Annotated in this window: 24 protein-coding genes; 8 read left to right on the top strand and 16 right to left on the bottom strand. The window is 71.7% G+C overall.

What is annotated here, in order from left to right; translation table 11 throughout:
* Nucleotides 1-52 precede the first annotated feature (52 nt).
* Both AB0F62_RS09650 and AB0F62_RS09645 read right to left on the bottom strand, forming a co-directional pair.
* On the bottom strand, nt 53-808 hold the full coding sequence (locus tag AB0F62_RS09650) for an SDR family oxidoreductase (protein ID WP_361794491.1): 756 nt from the start codon (nt 806-808) through the stop codon (nt 53-55).
* A 325-nt stretch (nt 809-1,133) separates the two neighbouring features.
* Nucleotides 1,134-3,401, bottom strand: a complete 2,268-nt coding sequence (locus AB0F62_RS09645) for a hypothetical protein (RefSeq protein ID WP_361794488.1) — start codon at nt 3,399-3,401, stop codon at nt 1,134-1,136.
* 217 nt (nt 3,402-3,618) lie between these two features.
* Here AB0F62_RS09645 and AB0F62_RS09640 point away from each other — a divergent pair, with 217 nt between their 5' ends.
* Nucleotides 3,619-4,347 carry an SMI1/KNR4 family protein gene (locus tag AB0F62_RS09640; protein WP_361794485.1) on the top strand — a complete coding sequence of 243 codons (729 nt, stop codon included), beginning with the start codon at nt 3,619-3,621 and terminating at the stop codon, nt 4,345-4,347.
* Nucleotides 4,348-4,399: 52 nt separating this feature from the next.
* Here AB0F62_RS09640 and AB0F62_RS09635 read toward each other — a convergent pair whose 3' ends face one another.
* From AB0F62_RS09635 to AB0F62_RS09610, 6 genes are all read right to left on the bottom strand, one after another.
* On the bottom strand, nt 4,400-5,077 hold the full coding sequence (locus tag AB0F62_RS09635) for a GAP family protein (RefSeq protein WP_361794482.1): 678 nt from the start codon (nt 5,075-5,077) through the stop codon (nt 4,400-4,402).
* 493 nt (nt 5,078-5,570) lie between these two features.
* Nucleotides 5,571-6,293 (bottom strand): GNAT family N-acetyltransferase, encoded by a 723-nt coding sequence (locus AB0F62_RS09630; protein WP_361794479.1) that lies wholly within the window; start codon nt 6,291-6,293, stop codon nt 5,571-5,573.
* A gap of 196 nt (nt 6,294-6,489) precedes the next feature.
* Entirely contained in the window at nt 6,490-7,734 is a 1,245-nt protein-coding gene (locus AB0F62_RS09625; protein WP_361794476.1) for an ABC transporter permease, read from the bottom strand.
* Nucleotides 7,731-8,438, bottom strand: coding sequence for an ABC transporter ATP-binding protein (locus AB0F62_RS09620; RefSeq protein WP_361794473.1), 708 nt, complete (start codon nt 8,436-8,438; stop codon nt 7,731-7,733). Before AB0F62_RS09620 ends, AB0F62_RS09625 begins: the two co-directional genes overlap by 4 nt.
* Nucleotides 8,435-9,922 (bottom strand): peptidoglycan-binding protein, encoded by a 1,488-nt coding sequence (locus AB0F62_RS09615; protein WP_361794471.1) that lies wholly within the window; start codon nt 9,920-9,922, stop codon nt 8,435-8,437. Before AB0F62_RS09615 ends, AB0F62_RS09620 begins: the two co-directional genes overlap by 4 nt.
* Nucleotides 9,923-9,987: 65 nt before the next feature.
* The gene (locus AB0F62_RS09610) at nt 9,988-10,470 is read right to left on the bottom strand and encodes a hypothetical protein (protein WP_361794468.1); all 483 of its coding nucleotides are present in this window, start codon (nt 10,468-10,470) and stop codon (nt 9,988-9,990) included.
* Between the two features lie 225 nt (nt 10,471-10,695).
* Between AB0F62_RS09610 and AB0F62_RS09605 the strand changes: the two genes are divergently transcribed.
* The 3 genes from AB0F62_RS09605 to AB0F62_RS09595 all read left to right on the top strand — a co-directional run bounded on the left by AB0F62_RS09605 (nt 10,696) and on the right by AB0F62_RS09595 (nt 12,553).
* The gene (locus AB0F62_RS09605; protein ID WP_361794465.1) at nt 10,696-11,106 is read left to right on the top strand and encodes a peptidase inhibitor family I36 protein; all 411 of its coding nucleotides are present in this window, start codon (nt 10,696-10,698) and stop codon (nt 11,104-11,106) included.
* 85 nt (nt 11,107-11,191) lie between these two features.
* Nucleotides 11,192-12,148, top strand: a complete 957-nt coding sequence (locus AB0F62_RS09600; RefSeq protein WP_361794462.1) for a hypothetical protein — start codon at nt 11,192-11,194, stop codon at nt 12,146-12,148.
* A gap of 111 nt (nt 12,149-12,259) precedes the next feature.
* Nucleotides 12,260-12,553, top strand: coding sequence for a helix-turn-helix transcriptional regulator (locus tag AB0F62_RS09595; RefSeq protein ID WP_361794459.1), 294 nt, complete (start codon nt 12,260-12,262; stop codon nt 12,551-12,553).
* 194 nt (nt 12,554-12,747) lie between these two features.
* Here AB0F62_RS09595 and AB0F62_RS09590 read toward each other — a convergent pair whose 3' ends face one another.
* Nucleotides 12,748-13,098, bottom strand: coding sequence for a hypothetical protein (locus tag AB0F62_RS09590; RefSeq protein ID WP_361794456.1), 351 nt, complete (start codon nt 13,096-13,098; stop codon nt 12,748-12,750).
* 243 nt (nt 13,099-13,341) lie between these two features.
* On the bottom strand, nt 13,342-14,154 hold the full coding sequence (locus AB0F62_RS09585; protein ID WP_361794453.1) for a DUF1963 domain-containing protein: 813 nt from the start codon (nt 14,152-14,154) through the stop codon (nt 13,342-13,344).
* A 142-nt stretch (nt 14,155-14,296) separates the two neighbouring features.
* Between AB0F62_RS09585 and AB0F62_RS09580 the strand changes: the two genes are divergently transcribed.
* Both AB0F62_RS09580 and AB0F62_RS09575 read left to right on the top strand, forming a co-directional pair.
* Nucleotides 14,297-14,596 carry a GYD domain-containing protein gene (locus AB0F62_RS09580; RefSeq protein ID WP_361794450.1) on the top strand — a complete coding sequence of 100 codons (300 nt, stop codon included), beginning with the start codon at nt 14,297-14,299 and terminating at the stop codon, nt 14,594-14,596.
* Between the two features lie 307 nt (nt 14,597-14,903).
* Nucleotides 14,904-16,052 (top strand): glycosyltransferase, encoded by a 1,149-nt coding sequence (locus AB0F62_RS09575; RefSeq protein WP_361794447.1) that lies wholly within the window; start codon nt 14,904-14,906, stop codon nt 16,050-16,052.
* Nucleotides 16,053-16,172: 120 nt separating this feature from the next.
* Here the strand turns inward: AB0F62_RS09575 and AB0F62_RS09570 are convergent, their stop codons facing one another.
* The 5 genes from AB0F62_RS09570 to AB0F62_RS09550 all read right to left on the bottom strand — a co-directional run bounded on the left by AB0F62_RS09570 (nt 16,173) and on the right by AB0F62_RS09550 (nt 20,167).
* Nucleotides 16,173-17,198, bottom strand: a complete 1,026-nt coding sequence (locus tag AB0F62_RS09570) for an ABC transporter (RefSeq protein ID WP_361794444.1) — start codon at nt 17,196-17,198, stop codon at nt 16,173-16,175.
* The gene (locus tag AB0F62_RS09565; RefSeq protein ID WP_361794532.1) at nt 17,195-18,154 is read right to left on the bottom strand and encodes an ABC transporter ATP-binding protein; all 960 of its coding nucleotides are present in this window, start codon (nt 18,152-18,154) and stop codon (nt 17,195-17,197) included. The genes AB0F62_RS09570 and AB0F62_RS09565 overlap by 4 nt, the downstream gene beginning before the upstream one ends.
* A 13-nt stretch (nt 18,155-18,167) precedes the next feature.
* The gene (locus tag AB0F62_RS09560; protein ID WP_361794441.1) at nt 18,168-18,602 is read right to left on the bottom strand and encodes a GntR family transcriptional regulator; all 435 of its coding nucleotides are present in this window, start codon (nt 18,600-18,602) and stop codon (nt 18,168-18,170) included.
* A gap of 278 nt (nt 18,603-18,880) precedes the next feature.
* Nucleotides 18,881-19,468, bottom strand: a complete 588-nt coding sequence (locus AB0F62_RS09555) for a helix-turn-helix transcriptional regulator (RefSeq protein WP_361794438.1) — start codon at nt 19,466-19,468, stop codon at nt 18,881-18,883.
* A 471-nt stretch (nt 19,469-19,939) separates the two neighbouring features.
* Nucleotides 19,940-20,167: a hypothetical protein gene (locus AB0F62_RS09550; protein ID WP_361794435.1), complete on the bottom strand. Its 228-nt coding sequence runs from the start codon at nt 20,165-20,167 to the stop codon at nt 19,940-19,942.
* Nucleotides 20,168-20,402: 235 nt separating this feature from the next.
* Between AB0F62_RS09550 and AB0F62_RS09545 the strand changes: the two genes are divergently transcribed.
* Together AB0F62_RS09545 and AB0F62_RS09540 are read left to right on the top strand one after the other, a co-directional pair.
* The gene (locus AB0F62_RS09545; protein WP_361794432.1) at nt 20,403-21,455 is read left to right on the top strand and encodes an alpha/beta hydrolase; all 1,053 of its coding nucleotides are present in this window, start codon (nt 20,403-20,405) and stop codon (nt 21,453-21,455) included.
* Between the two features lie 153 nt (nt 21,456-21,608).
* Nucleotides 21,609-22,625 (top strand): CPBP family glutamic-type intramembrane protease, encoded by a 1,017-nt coding sequence (locus AB0F62_RS09540; RefSeq protein ID WP_361794429.1) that lies wholly within the window; start codon nt 21,609-21,611, stop codon nt 22,623-22,625.
* Here the strand turns inward: AB0F62_RS09540 and AB0F62_RS09535 are convergent.
* Entirely contained in the window at nt 22,618-23,028 is a 411-nt protein-coding gene (locus AB0F62_RS09535) for an ester cyclase (RefSeq protein WP_361794427.1), read from the bottom strand. The two genes, AB0F62_RS09540 and AB0F62_RS09535, sit on opposite strands and share 8 nt — an antisense overlap.

Below are 23,028 nucleotides of genomic sequence, written 5' to 3'. Positions count from 1 at the left end.
CGTCCGCTGTGGTCCTGGCACCGGAGCCCCGCGCGTTGGGGGCGCTCCCGAATCAGATGCTGAATCCGCCGTCGACGGTCAACCGTGCGCCCGTGATGTACGCGGCGTTGTCGCCGGCGAGGAAGACGACCGCCTTTGCGATGTCCTCGGTGGTGCCCATGCGCCCCAGAGGTGTCATGGCCACCTGAGGGGCAGCGTTCGGCCCGTCCGCGGGGTTCATGTCCGTGTCGGTCGCGCCGGGCTGAATGACATTGACGGTGATGCCGCGCGGGCCGAAGTCACGCGCCCACCCACGACCGAGCTGGTCGATCGCCGCCTTGCTTGCCGCGTATTCGGCGACACCGGGGACGGGAATGCTGTGTGCGACGGTGCTTCCCACCAGGATGACGCGCCCACCGTCGGGCAGATACCGCGATGCGGAATGCGTGGTGACGATGGTCCCCAGCACATTGGTGCCCATCATCTGCTGGACACCTGCGAGAAGCTCCAGGTCCAACTGGTCGACGGTACCCATGACGGCGACTCCGGCAGAGTTCACCAGCACGTCGATCCGGCCGCCCAGGAACTCGGCGGCCTGTTCCACAGCGGTCGACGCCTCGTGGGGAACGGACTGATCCGCCTGTACGGCGAGCGCCTTCGCCCCAAGGGCGGCCAGGTCGGCGACAACCTCTTCCGCCTGCTCGCGCGACTTTCGATAGGTGATGACCACGTTTGCACCTTCGCGCGCCAGTTCACGGGCAATCCCCGCACCGATACCCCGCGACCCTCCGGTCACGAGCGCAGTCCGTCCCATCAGAGCCTTGGACATGGCAATGTCTCCTTGCGCCGTTCAGCTGGCTTTCAGCTACTGAACCGACGCTAAAGATTCGCATTACTGTGAAGGTCAAGCCGCAGCGTGATCTTTCCACGGGCCGCCGCGATGCGTTCGTGCCGGATCCGTGCCGCGACGGACGGTCGGGCACGGTCGACCGCAGGGCGTTCTTCTCCCGGGCGGCGCGCACCTTCATGCCCTTGAGCGTCGTGCCGGATCGGGCGGCGGGACGTGCGACCGCGTCGCCGAGGGTGCGCGAAGGGCCCGCCCAAGGCTGGGCGGGCCCTTCGCCATCTCGCGGCCGAGCTGTCAGGACTGCCGCTCAGGTCCTGACGGTGAAGTACTGCCAGGCACCCCAGGTGCTGACATTGGTGGTGTCCTTGCTGCTGTGAACGTATTCGGCGGCCAGGCGGAACCTGCCGTTGATCGCATGGCTCAGGCTCACCGATCCAGCGCCGGTGCTGGCGGAGCTGAGGGCGTAACAGGGCGAGGTGGTCAGCGTGTGCCAGGCGCCGCTGTAGTACTGCTGCACCCGGTAGAGCACGCACTGCCCGGCCTTGTTGGGCGTGACCGTGACGTTGAGCTTCTCCTTGGCCGTGTGGTGGTAGACCCGGTAGAGGGTGCTCCCGTAGTGGGTGCTGGTGTAGTACCCGCTCAGCGTTTCCGCCACCTTGACGCGGTCGTTCACGGTCCGGGTGGCGGTGGCGGGGGCGTAGCGGTAGTCACCGGCGAAGGCCGCGCTGAAGACGGTGTTCCGGCTGAGCTTGTAGTTCGCCACCAGGTTCCCGTGGCTGTCCACGGTGCCGGTCTTGACCAGCGTCTTGGTGCCCCCGTGGGGCTGGGCGTAGATCGAGACGGTACGGCTGTTGTAGGTGGTGCCGAGGTGTGCGGTGACCGTGGCCGTCGCGCCGTAGGAGTACGTCGAGGCGTTGCTGGTCACCGACAGGGCCGAGGCGGTGCGCGAGACCTGGACGGTCGCCGACGCGGTGGAGCCCTTGTGGGTGCTGTCGCCCGGGTAGCTCACCGTGAAGGTGTTGCTGCCGCCGATGGCCGGGGTGTCGTGGATGGTGAAGCTGCCGTTCGCACCCACCGTGGCCGTGCCGATGCTGTAGCCGGAGGAGTGGGCCAGGTCCTTCTTGGTGATCCGGACCGTCTCGCCGGCGGTGTACGGTCCGCCTGCCAGCGTGCCGGTGAGGGTGAGCTTCGCCGTCCGGGTCGAGGTGGCCGGGGCGGTCAAGGTCATCGTGGAGGCCGACTTGGCCACCTGGACCTTGTACGAGGCGTTCGAGGGCAGGTGCTTGGAGTCGCCCTCGTAGGAGACCCGGTAGGTGGTCGCCCCCTCGGTCGCCGGGGTGTCCGTGACGGTGAACCCGCCGTTGGCGTCCGTGACGGCGTCCGGCAGGGCGATGCCGCCCGGGTTCGCCGGATCGACCCGGGTCACCTTGACCTGCTGCCCGGCGGGCATGGGGTTCGTCGAGACAAGCGATCCGGTCAGGGTGAGCTGCCGGGTCGGAACAGCCGTGACGGGCCCGGCCAGGGTGAGCGTGGAGGCGGACGCCTCGGGGTCGGACAGGATGTGCAGGGTGGGGTTGGCGCCGTAGACGTCGGCCGTGACGGCGAAGAGCCGGCTTCCGTCCGGGGCCCAGGCGAGCCCGGAACCGGCCAGTGTGCTGCCGGACCCGAAGTCGTATGTGTTGATCGGGGACGACTGGTGGGCCTGGTAGACGTAGACGTCCTTGTCATAGGACGCGTCGCTGCCCGCGGCGACAGCGCCGTCCGGCGCGATCGCCACCGAGTTCGGGTAGGGCGTGCTCGGGTAGGTGCCGTCCGCCGAGAGGTCGGAGAGCTTGAAGACCTGGTGGTAATACGGCGCTCCGGTCGCCAGCACCACGTCCTGGCCGTCCGGCGTGATCCGCATGTCGCTCACGTTGGCCGAGTCCTGCAGCCAGCGGCGCACGCCGACGACCGGACTGCCCGAAGACACGTCGTAGCGCGTCAGATAGGGCGGGCTGGTGTCCTGGTCGGCGGCGAGCAGCACTCCCGGGGCCGACGGGTCGGCGGCCAGCGTCGGTGCGCTGTACCACCCGCCGGCGGTGTCGAGGCTGACGGTTGCCGGGTCGCCGCCGGTGTCGATCGACCCGATGTTCCCCTCGGTCGCCCCGCCGTAGCCGAACCAGAGCTTGCCACCGGTGTAGGCGACGCTCCGGGGCTCGCTGCCGGCGCCGGTGCCGTAGCGGTGGGTCTCGTTCAGGGACGTGGTGTCGATGGCCGAGATGGCGTCGCCGTTGTAGAGCGCCGCATAGACGGTGCCGCCGTCGGGAGACAGCGCCAGCCCGATCGCCCCGGGCTCGTTGTCGATGGTGCGGACAGTGACGCCGTCGTAGTCGGTCACCAGGATGGTGCCGCTGCCGACGCCGCTGCTGAAGAACAGGTGCTGGTGGGCCGGGTCGACCAGCATGTGCGAGTAGTGGGGCAGCGGCAGTGTCACTGCGCTGTCGGCCCAGGCATCGCCGCTGAGGCCGACAGCGGTGGTGGTCAGCCCGGCGAGGAGGGATATCGCCGCCGTGAGCGAGACCTTCTTGAGGTGCATGAAGCTCCCTCTGAAGTAAACGGGAACAAGCGTCCGGACGATAGCGCACGCTGTTGAACGCGGCGGAAACACGTCGACCAGCCTGCCGCCGGCCGGTCGGTCGCGGCGGCTCGGCGGAAACCTCCTTTACCGTTCCGACCCCTTTGTCCGCCACGCCCGTTTCCCGCTTCGCGGTCGGCGCGGCCGGGTGGTCGAGGGAGGCGCTAGCCTCCCCGGCATGCTGAACGACCCTGACGTGTCGGTGGAGCTGCGGGGTGGAGTGCAGACGCGCTTCCACGCCTGGCATTTCGTGCGCTGGTTCGCCGACGCGTGGATGGATCGCCCACTGCGGGCGGAGGACGGTTGTCCCGAGGAGGAGTTGGCGGCCGCGGAGGCTGATCTGGGCTTCGGGCTTCCGGCTGCCCTGCGTGAGGGTTACGGGCTCTTCGGCCGGCGGGACGACCTGACCCGACAGCAGGACCCGCTGGTCCGGCCGACCGGGCTCTACGTCGACGAGGCCTTGAACGGCGTGCTGATCTTCCGACGCGAGAACCAGGACTGCGCGTACTGGGGGATACCGCTGGACGAGATCGAGCAGGAGGACCCGCCGGTGGTGGTGGAATCGTCCGAGGGGTGGATTCCCTTCTTCGACCGGATGTCCTCGGCCTGGGTGGAACTCGTGCTCAGCGAGTCGCTCTTCGGAGCGGACGCGGAAGACCTCTACAACGCCTGCGAGCTCCCGGACGCGCTGATGCCGAACCTCCGCACTCGCTATGCGCGGGTGGACCTGCCCGACCATCCGATGTGGGCGAGCAGGGACGACTCGCCGGTGCGCTGGTATGCGGCTCCCGGCCGCCTGGTGCGCAGGGACGGCATCGAGGACCAGTCATGGATTCACGCGTGTGGACGTACGCCAGCCGATCTCGAAACCATTCGTACGGAGCTCCCCGGGCCGTGGGTCCGCTGACCCCGAGACCCGCCCGCGTGTCTCCTGGACGGGCGGATCGGTGGGCGGGCCGTCAGGAGGTGACGATACCGATGCCGTCACCCAGCAGTTTCAGTCCGAGGACGAGGAACAGGACCGCCATCACGCCGACATTGTGCTCAGCCGCCCAGTCCTTCCAGTCGCCGAGTGTGGTCTTCGCCCGCTCTCCTCCGAGCAGGAAGACTCCCAGTGGTGCCAGCAGGCCGAGGGTGGCGATCAGGACGAAGACGGCCAGCGATGCGATCTGCTGCCCGACCGGCAGCCCGGCTGAGCCGATGGTGGCGCTCGCGGCGATGGTCAGCGGTGCGTTCTTGGCGTTGAGCGCTGCCAAGGCCAGTCCGAGTCCCAAGACCTTCGCCGGTGTGAGGCGGTCTATCGCGCCCATCCACTTCGGCAACCGTGCCTGCGAGGGATCCCTCGGGCGCCGGTGCCACAGCCGGGCGCCGAAGAGGACGAGGAACAGGCCCAGAACGAGCTTGAAGACCCCCACCCAGGTGGCCGGGTGATCGTGGGCGGAGGCGCCCGCGGGGGAGGCGACCGCGAGCATCACCGCCCCCAGTGCCGACAGTCCCAGGATCCAGCCGACGGTGAAGAGGACCCCGTTGAGACGTCCCCGGGGCGTGGCGAGGATGAGGATGAGGGCGATGATCGGGAGCGGGCTGATCGCGACGGCGGCCGCGAAACCGAGTACGTCACCGAGGACTGCGCCCATGGTTTCCTCCGTGCGCGATCCTGTGGAACCGGGCTTGCCGGAAGCGGGTGCCCCGACCGCCTGGACGGCCCACCGGGTTGTTCCGCGATCGGCTGCGCCGCTGTCTTCTCATCTCCTGTGCCGTGCGCAAGTGGCTGCCCGAGTATGGGGATGAGGACGTACTCGGCAGGTCCCGGTTCCATCTTCCTATGCGTGGCCGCATCTGTCCTCGGGGCCGCGGTCGGCGCACCCGCGGAAGGCCGTGACATCCGTGCCGACGCGTGCCGACGCATGCCGACGCATGCCGACGCGTGCCGACGCGTGCCGACGCGTGCCGACGCGTGCCGACGCGTGCCGACGCGTGCCGACGCGTGCCGACGCGTGCCCGATCATGAGGTGAGCCACGGTCGATCGTCACCCCTGAACCTCGTACCGGCGTCCACGATGCCGTCTCCCGGCTGGTCGGGGACATGGTGATGCGGACGGAGGTGACCTTGCCGAGGCGGCTCCTTCCCTAGGTGAGCTCGATGCTGAGTTGCGCACCCAGTTCCCGGAACCCGAGAGCGGCCGCGACCCGCCGGGACGGGAGTGGTCGAGCGCGCCATTGCGGAAGCAGTCCGGCGGCGCACGCATGCGCCACGGTCGCGGAAGCCGTCACCCGGGCGAGCCCTCGTCCACGCCAGGCGGGATCGGTCAATACGCTGATGTGGGCGACCCCGCCCGGCCAGACCTGGTAACCGGCGGCGGCGACCACCCCGCCACCCGCGCGCACCACGAACGCCGGCGAGGTGATGTCCCCGAGAGCGGCCTCCGCGGAACTCTCCTCTCCCGCGGCCTCCTCCAGGCCTCGCAGTTCGGGGTCGAGGCGGGGGAGTCGCCGCACGGCCGAGGCGCCCGGCGGGGCCGAGCGGAACGCGTCCGGGGTCAGGTAGGACAACGCCGCGGGACCCAGTACCCGAGCCACAGGCAGGACCTCGCGGACCGCGTCGGCATCGGCGACCGCCGCCACGGGCAACGCCGCCAGCCCCTCACGCACCAAGACTGCCAAGCGCTGCGTGGGGGCGGTGGCGACCGCCGCATCGCCAAGGGACACGACACCGACCCAGCCGGCGGGGCACAAGCGCGACTCGGGCGAGACGACAACGCTGACGCCTCCCTCCGGTGCGAAGGACACCGGGGCTGCCGCCAGGCCCTCCCACAGCGCACGGGCCCTGGCCAGCAAGGGGTCGATCGACATGGTCGGATCCTGCCAGTTCCGGACGAGGCGGGCCATGGCCGTCGGTCGACGCCCGGCATCGCACGGCCCCGTCGCACGGGCGGCAGCGGACCGCGGTCGCGCGAACGGGCAGCCCGGCGGCCGACTCGATCGCGGCGGCCACGAAGGTTCAACCGGTGCCACCGCCGTCGGCCTTCGCAGGAGGCACCGGAGGGCGTCAGCGGCGCAGGGCCTCGGCGGGCTGGATGCGGGAGGCCCGCCAGGCCGGGTACAGGCCCGCCAGGACCCCCGTGACCAAGCCGATCACGGGCGCGGCCAGGACCGTCGCCGGATGGACGACCGGGGTCCAGGAGCGGGCCGCGGCGACGCCCACCACGGTGATCACCCCCAGCGAGGTGCCGACGAGGCCACCGAGTGCCCCCAGCGCCCCGGACTCGGCCAGGAACTGTGCCGTGACGTGGCGACCCCGCGCCCCCAGGGCGCGCCGCAGGCCGATCTCGCCGGTGCGTTCCAGGACGGCCACCAAGGTCGTGTTGGCGATCCCGACCGCGCCGATGACCAGGTAGATCGCCGCGAGCAGCAGGAAGAGCCGGCCGAGGTCGTCGCCCACTCCCGTCCGCAGGGTCTTCGGGTCCGGCGGCGGTACGGCCTTCAGGTACTCGGGGTGGTCGGGGCGCAGCGCGGTGGGGACCAGTTCGGCGACCTGGCGGGCCGCTCCGAGATCCGTGGCGACCAGCATCGACGCCCCGCCACCCTCGGGCGGGCCCCACACCTTCTCCGCGGTGGTGCGGGGCACGATCACCGACAGCAGCAGGTCCGCCTTGCGCTGGGTGTCGTCGATGATCCCGACCACGGTGAACGGCTGGTCGCCGATGAAGACGGCCGGACGATTGCCCAGGGTGGCGATGCCGAGCCGCGAGGCCACACCCGAGCCGAGGACGGCGACGAACTCGCCGTCCTCCTCCATCCTCCGGTCGTACAGGCGCCCCTGGGAGACGCTGGGCCGGGCGGCCTGGAGGACACCCGGGGAGGCCGCGACCACGTCGATGTCGGAACCCCGTGTCGCCTCTCCGACCAGGGCGGCCCGCACCTTGGTGTCGGCTCCGGTACGGACGGTCCAGTACACGCCGGCCGCCTGGACTCCGTTGAGCCCGCCGATCCGCTCGTCCGCGTCCTTCGGGAACGCGGGCCCCGCGTACGGGTCCTGCTCGGCGGCGACGTCCTCGACGGTCACCTCGGTCGCGGTCAGCGCGTTGAAGCGGCCGTCGATCTGCGAGGAGGTGGTCGCGGTCAGACCGAGGATCGCCACGAAGGTGCCGACACCCAGGACCGTGCCCAGCGCCGTCAGCACCGAGCGGCCGGGACGCTGGAGCATGCCGGCCAGGGCCTCGCCGAGCAGGTCCCGCGGGGACAGGACGGACAAGGGCACGGCGCGCGCACGGTCGCGGCGGCGGATCCTCATGGGGCCACCGCCTCGGCGGGCTGCTCGCTCAGCACGCCGTCCCGGATCGCCACGGTACGGCTGCCGCGCCGGGCCACGTCGGTGTCATGGGTGATGACCAGCACCGTCATCCCGTCCGCGTGCAGCTCGTCCAACAGGGCCAGGACGGAGCGCGCGTTGGCGGTGTCGAGGTTGCCGGTGGGCTCGTCGCACAGCAGCAGGGCGGGACGGGCGACCAGGGCGCGGGCGATCGCCACCCGTTGCCGTTCACCGCCCGACAGCCGGGTCGGCACGGCGGCGGCCCGGTGGCCGAGGCCCACGCGTTCCAGGGCCTCGCGGGCGTGCGCGCGGCGCGTCCGGTGCGGCGACCCGTTGTAGACCAGCGCCAGTTCGACGTTCTCCTGGGCGCTGCGGTGCGGCAGCAGGTGGAACGACTGGAAGACGAAGCCGATCCGCCGCCCGCGCAGCGCGGTGCGTTCGGCGTCCTTGAGGACGGAGGTGTCCAGGCCGTCCAGCAGGTAGCGCCCCCCGGTGGGGCTGTCGAGCAGGCCGACGATGTTGAGGAAGGTCGACTTGCCCGACCCCGACGGGCCGACCACGGTGACGAACTCCCCCCGCCGCACGATGAGATCGCACAGCTTGAGAGCCGCGACCGGCGGCGGGCCCGGGTAGGTCAGCACGACCTGCCGGAACTCGATGACGGGTGGGGCGGATGCGGGCGTCAAGGCGCCGTCCCACCGGAGGCGGCCGACGCCGGCCGGCCCGCGTCGACGCCGGTGACCACCAGGTCGCCGGCCTTCAGCGCGCCCTTCGCCACGGGCTCCACGGCGACGTACCCGTCGCCACTGGTCCCGGGCCGGACCTCCACCCTGCGCTGCCGCCCCCGGCCGTCCGCCACCGTGACCACCGTGCGGCCGTCCGCGCCCGAGGAGATCGCGGTGACGGGCACGACGAGCACCTTGTCCCCGGTCGAGGCCGCCTCGATGGTGAGCCGGACGTCCTGGCCGGTCAGCCGGGGGTCGAGCGCCTTGTCGGGCGTGATCCGCACCAGGTATCCCGAGGCACCGCCGACCGCGCTGCCGCCCTTGTCCCCGCCGTCGCCCGCATCGTCTCCCGACGACTGCCCGGGCATGGTCATGGTGTCGGCGACGGAGGCCACCTTCCCTGTGGCCGTGACGCCGCTGAGCTCGGAGTGGATCTCCACCGGCCGGCCGGGCCGGAGCAACCCCTTCTGGTACTCGGGTACGTACGCCTCCACGAGCAGGCGCCCCGACGAGACGACCATGACGGTACCCGTGACCTGGTCCCCCACCCTGCCCTGCACCGAGGCCACCCGGGCCGGGAAATCCTCCAGGAACACCGCCTCGCCCGCCGGAAGCATCGGGCCGGACCGCGCCTGGGCCTCGGCGAACGCCTGCCGGGCGTCCGCGAGATCGTCCCGGGCGCGGTCGACCGCCTTGGCCGGGCTGCCGCCGCCGTCCGTCGCGGCGGAGTCGGTCCCCGCGGCGCCCCGGGCGTCTTCGGCGTCCTCCAGAGCACGTTCGGCGCTCTTCACCGTCTCCTCGGCGGCCCGCAACGCGGCGCCGTCGTCATCCTGGGCGGGGCGCGGGTCGTAGCCGATCGACGCGTAGAACGCGGCCAACGCGGCCTTCGTGCCCGCTCCGAACGTTCCCTCCGGGTCGCTCCCGGTTCCGTGCCCGAGGTCCCGCAGCGCCTTCTGCACCTGGGCGACGTCCTTGCCGGTGGCCCCCGGCCGCAGGTCCCGGTAGACCGGCACGGTGCCCTTGAGGACGAACACCGGCCGCCCGGCGACCTCCAGCAGTACCTGGCCCTGCTTCAAGGTGGACCCGGACTGCGCCGCGATCTTGGTGATCACCGCGCCCGAGACCCCGTCGCCGCCCGATATCTGGGGGGCGATCCGCGCCGTCTGCCCCGCGGCCACCTGGCCCCGGGTGATCAGGGACGACACCAGTACCCGGTACTCCACCGGAGCGGTCAGCACGTCCCGAGGGGGCGCTCCGGCCTCGGCCGCCGCCTGTGCGGGCGACTTGATCACCAGCGAGGCGCCCAGCCCGCCCATCGCGACCAGCGCCGCGCCGGCGGCCACGACGACCACCCAGCGGCGCCGCCTGCGCAGGCCGCCCGCGGCGGAACCCGTCGACGCCGCCTCCGGCGTCGTGGTCTCCGCCTCATCGCCCGTTCCCGTCACAGTCCGGGACTCCCCGACACCGACGACCACCTTCGCCCCTTCCCTCCGCGCTGCCGGCCGTCCGCTCAGCCGCCGACGACGGGGTCGCCCGCACGGGTGTCCTGCGGCCTGCAGTCCTGCAGGGCGGCGCGCAACTCGGGATCCTCCTGGACTCCCGCGGCGGTCAGGTCGACCGCACCGGTCTCGGGGTCGGGATCCGGGTAGTCCTCGAAGCCCTTCTCCCGCACGCAGGCGCTCACCTCGCGCTCCAGTTCCAGGGTCTCCTCGGAGACGGCCGCATCGGGTATCGCCTTCTGCAGATCCCGGCAGGTGTCCTCAGCGGCCGCGGCCACCGCCTCGTCCGTGTTCTTGTCCTTGTCCACGCGCAACTGCCCTGGATTGGGCGTCTCGAGGACGAGTCCGTTCTTCTCCAGGCACCGGTAGTAGGCGATCTCCTCCGCACTGACCGACGCGGTCGCGGACGGCGCAGCCGACTCGTCCGAGCCGGCGCAGCCGGTCAGCGCGAGAGCCGCCAAAGCGGCACCGGAGACGAGAAGAGCAGGGCGCATGCGGCGACTCCTGGAGTGAAACCACGCGCGGAAACCAGTGGGATCCTGAACTCTGCTCAAAACCAAGGGAGTTGATGGTCCGAGCATGGGACGTCCGGGCAACCTACCAGTTCGTCAAAGGCTCAACGACTGTCCCTCACGCCAGTAGACACCCCGCCGGATCGGGGGGTTGGATCACCGAGCGTTCCTGCCAACGGACCACCCGAAATCCCACAAGGAGACGTGATGTCCAGAGGCACGGCTCACCGCCTCGGCGTACTGGCGGCCATCGCTGCCGCGACGGCCGGCCTGATGATCAGCACCACACCCAGCGCCGCGGCCATCGGTTTCAGAGACGGCGTCCTCGAGGTGAACGAGTTCGGCCTGTACTACAACTCGGGGAACGCCGGCTGCGTCTTCGACGTCTACGACAGCGACGCCAACTTCTCGAACGACAAGTTCAAGGGCAGTTGCAGCGGCTCGGGGCAGACCACCGACGACAACACGGCCTCGTACTGGAACCGGGACAGCATCTTCGACTACTACGTCTACACGGACCCTGACTACCACGGCTCGTGGGGCACCATCCCGGCCGGCTACAGGGGCAACGCCTCCGCAACCTTCAAGAACGAGATCTCCGCGACCAACAGCGGCTGACGCCGCGACGTACGGCCGTCGCTCCGCCCGCTCTCGGGCGCGGCGACGGCCGTACGACTCGTTTCGACCTTCTCCGAGGATCCGCATGCCCTCTCCCCTCGTCCGGTGGATCGCCCCCGTGCTGACCACCGTGTGCACACTGATGCTGACCGCCTGCGCCGACACCGCCGGGTCCGCCGACAGCACCGCCGAACCCGATCTGGGAGAGATCCCGGTCCTGCTGGAGACGAAGCGCCTCGAATTCCCCATGGCCGCCTACGAGGCCACGGCCGACGAGCGGGAGAAGCTCAACAGCGCGCAACGCGCGCTCGAGGTCGCGTGCATGTCCCGGTTCGGATTCACCTACGCACCCCCCGCGGGGCGACCCGCCCCGGTAACGGACAACCGCTACATCTTCGGCGTGGTCGACGCCGAGGAGGTCGCCCGGTACGGCTACCAGAACCCGCAGGCCGGTGCCGCCGCAGAACGGCGGCGTACTCCCCGCGCCCCCCTGTCCGACACCGAGCAGCTGGTCCTCGGCGGCGCGGCGGACACCGACCCGCAGTCACTGCCGATGAGCGAGGAAGCCGCCCGACGCGAAGGCGGCAGCGGTCAGAAGGTCAACGGTCGGGCCGTGCCCCTGGGCGGCTGCACCCGCGAGGCCTTCCTCAAGCTCTACGCCCCGAAGGCGAACGCCGTCGACATCATGTACGTCTTCAATCTGAGGAGCGAGGCGGAGTCCCAGACCCGCGCGGACTCCCGCGTGCGGGAGAACGACAGGAAATGGTCGGCCTGCATGAAGTCGGCGGGATACTCCGTCACCGACCCCATGGACGCGTCCAACGAACTCGGCTTCGAGGAAGGGGAGCTGTCCTCGTCCGCCGCCATCGCCGCGGCCGGGGCGGATGTCGCCTGCAAGAGGAAGGTCAACCTGGTGGGCGTCCGCTACGCGGTGACCACCGCGTACCAGAAGCGGCTGATCGACAAGAACGCCGAGACCCTGAACCTCGCCCGCCGGCAACACGAGGACCGGATGAAGCTGGCGGCCACACTGCTCTCCTGAGAGCCCGTACAGGCCGCCTCTGTTTCACGGGCCACCTGATTCGCGCCAAAGAACGACCGAAAGCGATCGAACACACTCTCCCATGATCACACACGCCCAACCATGGAAGGCATGTACGCTACAACAGAACAGCGATCGGGCGAGTTGCCCGCACCCCTCCCGTCACCGCTCACCGCGGCCCTGGCCATGACGGGGACGCTCAGCGACAGAGAGGCCGAGGTCTTCGCGCTGCTGGCGCACGCACCGTCCTACGAGGAGGTGGCGGAGCGGCTCGGCATCAGCCGACGTACCGTGCGGTTCCACATAGAGAAGATCCGGCACAAACTCGGCCCCTTGCAGTACCACCAACTCTGCGCGGCCTCCTACCTGAGATCGCTCACGACAGACAGCGGAACGAGACGGTAGGGAAGGGGACCGGGCCCCAGCCCCGCACGGTGGGCGATCCACCGGCACCATCGCCGCGGTGTCGGCCGGGAAGCCGGCGACCGCGAACGCCACGACGTGACCCCTCGTCGGCAGCCGGCGCCTTGCGGCTACCGAATCCCCACCGGGGGACCGGCGTCCATGGCGTTCACGGGGCGGTGATGCGTCACAATGCGTCAGGTGGGAATCCAGTCGGGCCACCACGGGGGGATGTTGCTCGGCGGGCACAACCCGGAATCGCCGGGATAGCCGTCAGGCGACGCCTCGGCCATGAAATACCGGGCTGCCAGGAATGCCAGCGCCGTCACGATCAGCAGCACCGACACACAGATCCGCAGAGCGGTCGGCGCGCGAAGGGTCAGCAACCAGCCGAGGCCGTGCATGGCGAGCGCGCACAGGCCGAAGCCGATGACGCTCGCCGGGAGCTCCACGAAGAGGAACCCGAACCTGTCGCCGGCCTCGTAGCCGGCATCGCAGTACGCGCGCGCGTAGACGACCAGCAGCCATGCGCCACCGCCCGCGAACATTCCGAAAGCGGGTGCGCCGACCCACGGGATCCACGCGTACGACCTCGACCGGGTTCGGCTCATGCCCGGACATGACGCCCGGGACCGGCGCGCAGTTGCACGCGCCCACGCGAAGGGCAGCGGCCTACGGCACCCACAGGGCCGCATCGCAGCGATCAGCACGGCCCCCAGGGCCCCCGGCACCAGTGCCCGGTGAAATGTGAGGACACGCCGCGCCGACCGGTCAGTGGCTTCGACGGACGTTCAGGAGTCGTGGCGGTGCGTGAACGGACGCCCGGGGCATGTGCGGCACTCGAAGAGATAGACCCCGCCCAGGTCGCCGAGCACCAGGGCCGGCCCGTCCAGCCGAGCGTCGCGGTCCTCGACAGGAGTCCACGCCTGCCGGCAATCGGCCTCTTCGGTGCTCTCCACCGTCAGCAGATGATCCATCGGTGCCCGGCAGTCCGGGCAGTTCGGCCACTGTGGGTCCTGACACCAGCCCGGGTAGCCGCCCAGCTTGATCCCCGGCGCGGTGGACAGGTGGTACTGGTAGTCCCAGCCCGTCTCCTTCTCCACCTGGACGAAGCGGTCCTCCAGGGCGTCCCAGAGTTCGTACGGCAGGTCCCAGCTCGGGTACTCCGTCACCAGCTCCGGATGTACGACACACGGCCGCGGCACCTGCCCGTATGCGGCCTCCGTGGCCGGTGGCGCCTGCCGCACCTCCCCCACGGCCCCCGCGGACCGCCAGCAGACCTGCGGAACGACCCACCCGCCCTCGTGGCTGCACGGACACCAGAGCACCTGGAGCAGATCGCACCCGTCCGGGAACGGCACGACGTCCGGTACGTCGGAGCGGTGAATCTGGGCAACCGGGACCATCGGCGAGCCCCTCCGGTGCTCGGAGCACTCGGGCCAGGGCTCCCGCGCCGGCCAGAGCAGCGGACCGCCCACCGAACTGTCGCCGCACGTCGGCGCGCCCGCACGGGGATGCAGCCGCACGGCCTCCCTGCGGAACGGGACGACCTCGGGAAACAGCGCTTCGACGTCCAAGGGGCGCGGTGGGGTGCGACGGGTCACGCGGGGACGGTAACCATTGCCGCGGCCGCGACGCACCGGAATTTGTCCTCCCCATGCCCGGCGGGAACGCCGGATGCGGCCTCCCACAGGGGCAATTAGGCTGGTTGGGGTCACGTACCTCTCCTCATGGCGGTGAGCGATCGTGCCGGTCTACATCACGCTGCTGAGCTGGACCGAACAGGGCATTCGCGCCTACAAGGACACTGCCGAGCGTGCCGACGCCTTCGGCGCCGCGCTGCAGGGGCTCGGGGCCAGGCTCGTGAACATCTACTGGACCGTCGGCCCGTACGACCTCGTGGGCATCATCGAGGCTCCCGACGACGAGACGGCGGCCGCCGCGCTCCTGCAGCTCGGCAAGGTGGGCAACGTCCGCAGCACGACCCTGCGGGCCTTCGGCCGGGACGAGGTCGAGGGCATCCTCGCCAAGGCCGCCTCCGCGTGAACAGCCGCTGAGGCGCGGCCGCTTCCCGTCCCGGGGAGGGAACGATTCCCGTCCCGCGGCCCCGGGGAAGGACCACGGTCCCGGGGAAGGCGGCGCCGTCACCGTCCCGCGCGGCAGCGCCTCCGGCCTGGTCACCACGAACGCGAAGTCCTTCACCGCCCGCGGCGTCTCCCTCAAGCGCGGTGCCGACTTCGCCCGGGCGATCGCCCGGTGACCTGCGCGGTGCCGGGCGCCCGGATCAGCGGCTGCCGGGGCCACCGGTGGTGGACTTATTTGCTGTCGCAAGCACTAATGTAGTCTCGCCGCCATGCGCATTCTCGTGTTCAACACCCCCCTGACCGGCCATTTCCTGCCGCTGCTGCCCCTCGCCCGGGCACTGCGGGCGCAGGGGCACACCGTTGCCTTCGTCAGCGCCGCGGGCATGGCCGGTTCGGTCGAGCCGGAGGGTTTTGAGCTGATCCCCGCCGGCGCGACGACGGACACGGCGATCGCCGAGGTGACCCGCCGCACCGGCCGCAACCTCATGACCGACCCCTCGCCGGAACTCATCGCGGAGTTCTTCGCCGGAGCCCGCGTCGACCTCTCCCTGGACGAGGCTCTCGCCGGGGCGCGCGCGTGGGTGCCCGATCTGATCGTCTCCGAGCACTGCGACTACGTCGGTCCGCTCGTCGCCGCCGTGCTCAAGCTGCCCTCCGCGGTGATGGCCATCGATCCGGCACTCGAACCGGAGGTTCTGGACGCCCTGGCCGCGACGGCGCACTCCCGCTATCTCGAACGCGGTCTGCAGGCGCCCGCCCACGCGCCCTCCGGCGACTGGCTGCTGGACCTCTGCCCGCCCGGCCTTCAGCGCGGGGGCGCGCTGCCGGCCCTCGAGCGCATCGCGCTGCGGCCGGAACCCCACCAGGGCCCCGAGGGCACGCCGCGCGCGCCCCGGGAACCGGGCGGCGGCCGGCCCCGGGTGCTGGTCAGCTTCAGCACCGTCCCCGGTGTCACGCCGCCACTCGGCTCGGTGCTCCGGTCACTGAGCGCCCTGGACATCGACCTGGTGGCGACGTCGGGAGGCGTCCCCGCCGACGATCTCGGACTGGAGCCGGGGCGGGTCGAGGTGGTCACCTTCCTGCCCGCGGCAGAGCTGCTCGACGGTGTGTCGGCCGTGGTGCACCACGGAGGTTCCGGCACCACCTTCGGCGCGGCGGCCCGCGGGATCCCCGCGGTCGTCATCCCGGGCTCGGCCGGTCAGCAGCGGCAGGCGAATCGCCTGCAGGCCGCGGGGGCCGGGGTGGCGCTGCCGATCGGTGAGCAGTCGCCGGAGGCGGTCACGGCCGCGGTCGGCCGGCTGCTCGCCGAGCCGGCGTTCACCGCCGCGGCACAGCGCCTCCGTGACGAGATCGCCGCCATGCCGTCGGCCTCCGAGGTCGCCCGGCGCCTGACCGCTTCCGTGTCCGCCTCCCGGTAGTCCCGGCCGTCCCGGCCGTCCCGGCCGTCCCGGCAGCGGCGGGAACGACGGGACCCCGGGTGCGTGCACCCGGGGTGCGTGCACCCGGGGTCCCGGCCGGCGCGTCGCGATGACGGCCGGTCAGACGACGCGCTTGCGGCCCCAGAGGAAGACGAAGCCCGCGATGGCGGCGGTCAGGACGAAGAGGATCGAGGAGCCGAACCACTGCATGCCGTTCATCTGCGAGATCGGCAGGTAGTCCACCGCCCAGCCCACGATGTCGGCCTTCTGCACACAGGCGTCGCGGGCCTTCTCCGACGCCTCGTGCACACAGGTGCTCCAGCCGAGGGTGTCCCCGGATCCCGTGACGAACCACTGGTCGATCTGGAAGGAACCGGCCGGGATGCTCGGGGAGGGGACGTCGACCCCGGTGTCGGTGGTGATCCGCACGACGTTGCCGAGGTCCAGCCGGAAGTAGGCCCAGGCCACCTGGACGGAGACGGCGAAGACGAAGGTGACGACCATCGCGAGCAGGGTGCGGCGCAGGAGCATGCCGATCGCCACGCCGCCCAGGACGGTGAAGAGCGTCAGCGCGACGGGCACGGCTCCGGTGGTGTCGAACGCGGCACCGGAGGTCCAGTCCAGGACCGTGTTCTCCTTGCCGACCGGCCGCCACCACCATTCGAAGACGACGGAGAGGGTCACCGTGGCCGCGACGACCACCAGCACGGTGACCCCGAGCTTGGCGGCCAGCCAGCGGGCGGGACTGGCGGACTGGGACGTGGCGAGTTTGGCGGTGCCGCTCTCCAGGTCGCCGGCGAGCAGCGGCGCGCCGAGGAAGACCCCGAGGAGGACGGGGACGAAGCCGAGACCGAAGGCGACCCTCTGAAGCCAGGAGGTGTACGGGCCCATGTTCCGGAGCCACTTGTCGGACTCCGCGTCGGGCCAGCCGTGGGCGGTGAGGTAGTCCATCATGCCGGCGCGCTGATAGACGATCCACGCCGCGGACAGGACCGTCGCGGCGAGGATGGTCCAGTAGGCGGCCCGGTGCTGCCGCCAGATGAGCCAGGTCATGCCGCTGAGCCGGAGGCCGCGGCTGCCGCGGGTGGCGACGGGGGGCGCGGGCGGCGCGGAGGTCGTGGTGGCCGTGGTGGTCAGGTCGCTCATGCCGCCGCCCCCCGGAAACCGCCGGAGCCGGGTACGCGGCCCGGGACCTGGGCCACCGGGCTGATCAGAGGCGGCGCGTCGGGGCAGCGCAGATAGGCGAGCAGGAGTTCCTCCAGGTGCGGGGTGTGGGACTGCCACTGGCCGGCCACCGGTCCGTCGGGGCGGATGAGCGCGGTGGCCTGGCGCCCGCTGGTGCGGTACTCGACGACGGTGTGGCCGGCGAGCTCCGCCGGGACGCCCGGCCCCTCACCGCCGACCGCGCCCTGCAGCAGCACGTGGGCGCTGAGGAGTTCGTCCACGTCGCCGGCCATCCGCAGGCCGCCCGTGGAGATGACGAGGAGGAAGTCGCAGACGCTCTCCAGCTCGCTGAGCATGTGGGAGGACATCAGCACGGTGGTGCCGTGTTCGGCGGCCTCGGAGAGCAGCAGGCTCATGATCTCGTGGCGCACGAGGGGGTCGAGGTCGGACATCGGCTCGTCGAGCAGCAGCAGGTCGGGGCGCTTGCCGAAGGCCAGGGCGAAGGCGACGCGGGTGCGCTGCCCACCGGAGAGGGTGCCGATCTTCGCCTCCATGGGCACATTGCCCGCGCGGACGATGTTCTCGGCGACCCGCTGGTCCCAGCCGGGGTTCAGCTCGCGGCCCAGACGCAGCGTCTCGGCCACGGTGAAGCGGCGGAAGAGCGGCTTCTCCTGGGCGAGGAAGGCGGTACGCCGTCCGGCCTCCGCGGACCGGGGTGCCGCGCCGAACACCGTGAGGGTGCCCTCCGTCGGCTCCAGCAGATTGGCGGCCATCGACATCAGCGTCGTCTTGCCCGCGCCGTTGGGGCCCACCAGCCCGCAGATCCGGCCGGCGGGCAGCCGGAACGAGCAGTCCCGCAGGGCCCAGCCCCGGCGGTACTTCCTGCCCACCCCGTGGGCCTCCATCGCCGACTCCTCGGCCGGTCCCCCGACGTCCATGGCATTCACGGCGTCACGCACTGGTCATCCTCGTTTCCCGGCTCTCCGCTGTTCCGGCGGCCGCCTCGGTCTCGGCGTACCGCTCCTCCAGGACCGCCGCGACCAGCGCGGCGACGTCCTCCCGTTCCAGGCCCGCCTCGCGTGCCCGCGCCATCCACGCCTCCAGCTCCCCCCGCAGCGGGGAATCGGCCCCCGCCTGGGGGCGGGCCAGCGACCGGCGGATGAAGGTGCCCAGTCCGGGCCTCGGCTCGACCAGCCCCTCGCGTTCCAGCTCCCGGTAGGCCTTGAGCGTGGTGTTCGGGTTGACGGCGCTGGTCTCGGCGACCTCCTTGGCGGTGGGCAGCCGGTCCCCCGGCATCAGAACGCCCAGCCGCAGGGCCTGCTTGGTCTGCTGCACGATCTGCTGATAGGCGGCGATCCCGCTCCGCCTGTCGATGCGGAACTCCACGAAAGCTCAACACCCTTTAGCTACTCGATTAGTGGAATGATGATGAAGGGGTGGTCCGAGACGTGTCAAACAGATCGGCTGCCAGGGCCCCCCTCGGGACAGAACCGTGACATGCGCGGAGGCCGGTGCCCGGGGGACGTCAGTCATGCGGTGAGCCCCGCGGGATCAGCGCCGAGCACCCGCGAAACCGGCCCGGCCGCGCGATGGGCGCGCCACAACGGCGGACGACCTCGTACGGGAGACCGGACGGACGGTCCGGGCGGCGGGGCGGACGGCCCTCAGTCGGCCCGGCCCCGGGTGGTGCGGGCCCTGAGGTGGGCCCGCTCGCCCTCGCGCCCGAACAGGACGAGCAGCTCGACGGTGTGCTCGCCGTCGGGTCCGAGCCAGTGCGGGACGTGCGTGTCGAACTCGGCGGCCTCGCCCGGTTTCAGGACCAGGCGCCGGTCGCCGAGGAGCAGCAGCAGGCGGCCGGCCAGGACGTAGACCCATTCGAATCCCTCGTGGGTCTTCAGCTCGGGTTCCGTGCCGGGCTGCGGCGGGATCAGCAACTTGTGCGCCTGGACGCCGCCGGGCCTGCTCAGCGGCACGAACGTCATGCCGCCCCGGTTGACCGGACGCGGGTGGATACGGGGGTCGCCGGTGCGGGGGGCGCCGACCAGCTCGTCGAGCGGCACCGCGTAGACCTCCGCCAGGGTGAGCAGCAGCTCCAGCGTCGGCTTGCGGCTCCCGCCCTCGAGGCGGGACAGCGTGCTCTCGTTGATCTCCGTCCGCTCGGCCAGCTCGGCCAGCGTCATGCCGCGCGCACGCCGAAGCTCCCGCAGACGCGGTCCGACCGCGTCCAGCACCTCTCGCCTCGCGCTTCCCACACCTCCGAGGTTGCCGAAAGGGCATGGTGGATTGCAAGTCCCGCAGGGCGGGGCTCAGGAAGGGGCGCCGGTCAGGACCTCCACCCGCCCGGTGTCGAGGGAGTAGTACGCCCCGACCACGGCGAGGGCGCCCTTCTCCACCAGGGGGCGAGGTCCTTGTTGGAGCGCAGGTCGTCCGCGGTCAGCGTGATCTGGGCGCGGATCACCGTCTCGACCGGGTCGGCGCCGCCCTCCTCGACGGCCCGGTCGTAGGCGGGACGCAGGGCCTCGGCGATCGCCCGCAGATTGCCCGGCAGCGTCCGGCCGTCCCCGACGGCCCACGCCCGCGGCCGCCACCGGGAGAGCCGTGCCCCGTCCCGCCGACGCCCCGAGGCGCCGGGCGTCACGGCCGGGCCGTCCGCACCGGGTCCTCCGGCCGGGCGCCGGGCGCCCTCGTGTACGGCGGGTACGGCGCGCTCACGAGGCCCGGGCTCAGCGGGACGCCGCGCTGTCGATCCAGGCGACGACGGCGCTGACCGTGGCGTCGTCGAGCCGGCGCGCGATGGTGTGCACGGCGTCGCTGTCCCCGGGGAGCGGGGGCACCCCGGCCGCGATGAGCGCGGCGTGGAGCTCGACCCAGCGTGCGTCGACGGCGGCCAGGGTCTGGGCGCCGACCGCGACGCCGGCCAGTGACTGCTGCGGAGTATCGAGAAGGCTCATGGTGTTTCCTCTCGGATCTCGGACGTGGTCGACCGGACTCGCCGTGCAGGACAGCCGCCGTCGGCCCGGCGGTTGCGTCAGGCCCCCGACTTCACCCGTCCGGCCGCCACGCGGGGCCCACGCGGGGCCCGCGTGGGCCATGGGGCTGATCTTTCCGGCCCGCGCGACGCGGGCGGCGCCGCGCGGGGCATGGGCTAATCCAGTGCCCGCACCCGCTGTCCAGGGAAGGTCTCGGATGATCGACAGGCGGACCTTCGGCACGATCGTCGGCACGGGAGCGGTCGCGGCCTCACTGGCCGGACTCGCCACGGCGTGCTCGACGACCGCGTCCGACGAGAACAAGCCCGCGCCGCCCGCCGGCCCGGGGAAGGAACGACCCGGGGACGCCGCGGCGTTCGGCCCGCTGAAGCAGGTGGAGGCCGGGGTCCTGGACATCGGCTACGCCGAGGCCGGCCCGGCCGACGGCCCCGCGGTGATCCTGCTGCACGGCTGGCCCTACGACATCCACAGCTACGAGGCCGTCGCGCCGCTGCTGGCGGCGAAGGGCTACCGGGTCGTCGTCCCCTACCTGCGGGGGCACGGGACCACGCGCTTCCTGTCGCATACGACGCCGCGCGACGCCCAGCAGGCGGTGTTCGCCCTGGACATCGTGGCGCTGATGGACGCCCTGGGCATCAAGAAGGCGATCCTCGCCGGATTCGACTGGGGCTCGCGGACCGCCGACATCATCGCGGCCCTGTGGCCGGAACGGGTCGCCGGCCTGGTCTCCGTGACGGGCTATCTCATCACCAACCGCGAGGCGAACAAGCAGCCGTTGCCGCCGAAGCTCGAATGGGCGTGGTGGTACCAGTACTACTTCTCCACGGAGCGGGGCCGGCTCGGCCTGGAGCGGAACCGGCACGATCTGGGCCGCCTCGTCTGGAAGTTCAACTCGCCGACCTGGGGCTTCGACGACGCCACCTACGACCGCACCGCCGCCGCCTTCGACAATCCGGACTACGTCCCCATCGTCATCGGCAACTACCGCTGGCGGCTCGGCCTGGTCGAGGGCGAGTCGCGCTACGACGACATCGAGGCGCGCCTCGCCCGCGGGCCCGTCATCACGGTGCCGACCATCACCCTCGACGGCGCGGTCGATCCGTTCACACCGGCGGGGAACGGTTCCGCCTACCGGGCCAAGTTCACCGGGAAGTACGCGCACCGGACCCTGCAGGGCATCGGGCACAACGTGCCGCAGGAGGCGCCCGCGGCCTTCGCGCAGGCCGTGGTGGACGTCGGCCGCCTCTGACGGTCGCCCGCTGGCGTAGCCGGTGAGGGCGGGCCCGTCAAGCCACGAATTCCTGTGGCATGACGGGCCCGCCCTCACCCGTGTCTGCTGGGTGGAGACCGCATCACGCGATGCGAGGACCCTGCCCAGCCCCTCGGGACCGAGGTGAGACGGATGCCCGCCCCCTACCCCGCAACGGCGGACGACCCGCCCCGTGGCGGCCCGCCGGCCCACCCCGCCGACACCTACCTGGCCGACCTGCCGCCCGCCGGCACGCCCTACCACCGGATGGGCCGGACCGAGCCGCACCGGTGGTGGCGCCCGCTCCTGGCCGCGCTGGTGGCCGTGAGCGGCTGGCTGGTCCTGTCGACCACGGTGGTGATCGTGCTGGTGCTGGTGGCCCAGGCGACGGGGGTCGACGTCGGCAGCGCCGACGCCCTGCGGGGGCATCCCGTGTGGCGGGACGTGTTCCGGCTCGTCGTACCGGCGCTGATGCTCCCGGTGGTGCTGCTCGCCGCCCGCCTGGCCCAGCACCGCAGGGCCGGGACGCTGACCTCGGTGACGGGGCGGTGCCGGTGGCGCTGGCTGGCGGTCTGCCTGGTGGTGGCCGCGGCCGCGACGTCGGCGATGTGCTCCCTGGCGCTCTTGTTGGGGCACCTGTCGGGGACCCCGTCCGCCGGGTTCACGTCCGCGCAGTGGGCGGGCCGGCCGTCACTCCCGGCCGCCGCGGTGCTCCTCCTGCTGGTGCCGCTCCAGGCCGCGGCCCAGGAGTACGTCTTCCGCGGCTGGCTCCCGCAGCTCGTCGGCTGTTATCTGCGCACGCCCTGGGCCGGCCCGGTTCTCGCGGGCCTGCTCTTCGCCCTGACCTACGGACGGTCGACACCGTGGGGCTTCGGCTGTCTGTTCCTGCTGAGTCTCGTGCTCGGACTGCTGGTGCTGCGCACCGGCGGCCTGGAGGCGGCCGTCGCCTTCCACGTGGCCGGCGGCCTCACCGCCCACCTGCTGTACGCCGCCTCCGCGGGCGGCCCGACGGGGGCGGCCGCCGCCTCCGCGGACGCCACTTGGCGGCTGCTCGCGGCGGCGGCGGTCGTACTGCCGCTGTACGCCTGGACGATCCTGCGCCTGGCCCGGCGGTCCGGCGTCGCCCGCACCGCTCCCGGCCCCGCCCCGTACTCCGCGACCGTCAGGTGACGAGGCCGAGTTGGCGCAGCATGCCGAGTTCGTTGCTGCTCCCCCAGCGCTCGACCATCTTCCCGTCCTCGAACCGGCTGATCTGCATGCCCCGGTAGCTCACGGTCCGCCCCGTCGGCGGGTGGCCCATCAGTTCGCCGAGATGCGTACCGGTGATGGTGTACGCGAAGGCGATCTCGTTGTCGGTGGCCATGACGTGCTCGACCTCGACGTGCAGATCGGGGAAGGCCCGCCGCATCGCGCCGAACATCTCCTCGTAGCCCTCCGGCCCGGGCGCCTGCCCGGGGGCCGGGTCGTGGTCCACCGATCCGGCCGCGACGTACGCGTCGAGTTCGTCGAGGTGGCCGCTGTTCACCGCTGTTCCGAAGCCCTCCAGGACGGAGATGTTGTCGCTGCGGGACAT

Source organism: Streptomyces sp. NPDC026673 (assembly GCF_040638135.1).
Taxonomy (GTDB): Bacteria; Actinomycetota; Actinomycetes; order Streptomycetales; family Streptomycetaceae; genus Actinacidiphila.
Note: the sequence above shows the minus strand (reverse complement) of the source record. Positions and strands in the feature narration are given on the sequence as shown.

Bases quoted from the DNA above. Each gene is read 5' to 3' on its own strand.
- AB0F62_RS09650 (WP_361794491.1), bottom strand. From the start codon at position 808: ATGTCCAAGGCTCTGATGGGACGGACTGCGCTCGTGACCGGAGGGTCG.
- AB0F62_RS09645 (WP_361794488.1), bottom strand. From the start codon at position 3,401: ATGCACCTCAAGAAGGTCTCGCTCACGGCGGCGATATCCCTCCTCGCC.
- AB0F62_RS09640 (WP_361794485.1), top strand. From the start codon at position 3,619: ATGCTGAACGACCCTGACGTGTCGGTGGAGCTGCGGGGTGGAGTGCAG.
- AB0F62_RS09635 (WP_361794482.1), bottom strand. From the start codon at position 5,077: ATGGGCGCAGTCCTCGGTGACGTACTCGGTTTCGCGGCCGCCGTCGCG.
- AB0F62_RS09630 (WP_361794479.1), bottom strand. From the start codon at position 6,293: ATGTCGATCGACCCCTTGCTGGCCAGGGCCCGTGCGCTGTGGGAGGGC.
- AB0F62_RS09625 (WP_361794476.1), bottom strand. From the start codon at position 7,734: ATGAGGATCCGCCGCCGCGACCGTGCGCGCGCCGTGCCCTTGTCCGTC.
- AB0F62_RS09610 (WP_361794468.1), bottom strand. From the start codon at position 10,470: ATGCGCCCTGCTCTTCTCGTCTCCGGTGCCGCTTTGGCGGCTCTCGCG.
- AB0F62_RS09605 (WP_361794465.1), top strand. From the start codon at position 10,696: ATGTCCAGAGGCACGGCTCACCGCCTCGGCGTACTGGCGGCCATCGCT.
- AB0F62_RS09600 (WP_361794462.1), top strand. From the start codon at position 11,192: ATGCCCTCTCCCCTCGTCCGGTGGATCGCCCCCGTGCTGACCACCGTG.
- AB0F62_RS09595 (WP_361794459.1), top strand. From the start codon at position 12,260: ATGTACGCTACAACAGAACAGCGATCGGGCGAGTTGCCCGCACCCCTC.
- AB0F62_RS09590 (WP_361794456.1), bottom strand. From the start codon at position 13,098: ATGTTCGCGGGCGGTGGCGCATGGCTGCTGGTCGTCTACGCGCGCGCG.
- AB0F62_RS09575 (WP_361794447.1), top strand. From the start codon at position 14,904: ATGCGCATTCTCGTGTTCAACACCCCCCTGACCGGCCATTTCCTGCCG.
- AB0F62_RS09570 (WP_361794444.1), bottom strand. From the start codon at position 17,198: ATGAGCGACCTGACCACCACGGCCACCACGACCTCCGCGCCGCCCGCG.
- AB0F62_RS09565 (WP_361794532.1), bottom strand. From the start codon at position 18,154: ATGGACGTCGGGGGACCGGCCGAGGAGTCGGCGATGGAGGCCCACGGG.
- AB0F62_RS09550 (WP_361794435.1), bottom strand. From the start codon at position 20,167: ATGAGCCTTCTCGATACTCCGCAGCAGTCACTGGCCGGCGTCGCGGTC.
- AB0F62_RS09545 (WP_361794432.1), top strand. From the start codon at position 20,403: ATGATCGACAGGCGGACCTTCGGCACGATCGTCGGCACGGGAGCGGTC.
- AB0F62_RS09540 (WP_361794429.1), top strand. From the start codon at position 21,609: ATGCCCGCCCCCTACCCCGCAACGGCGGACGACCCGCCCCGTGGCGGC.
- AB0F62_RS09535 (WP_361794427.1), bottom strand. From the start codon at position 23,028: ATGTCCCGCAGCGACAACATCTCCGTCCTGGAGGGCTTCGGAACAGCG.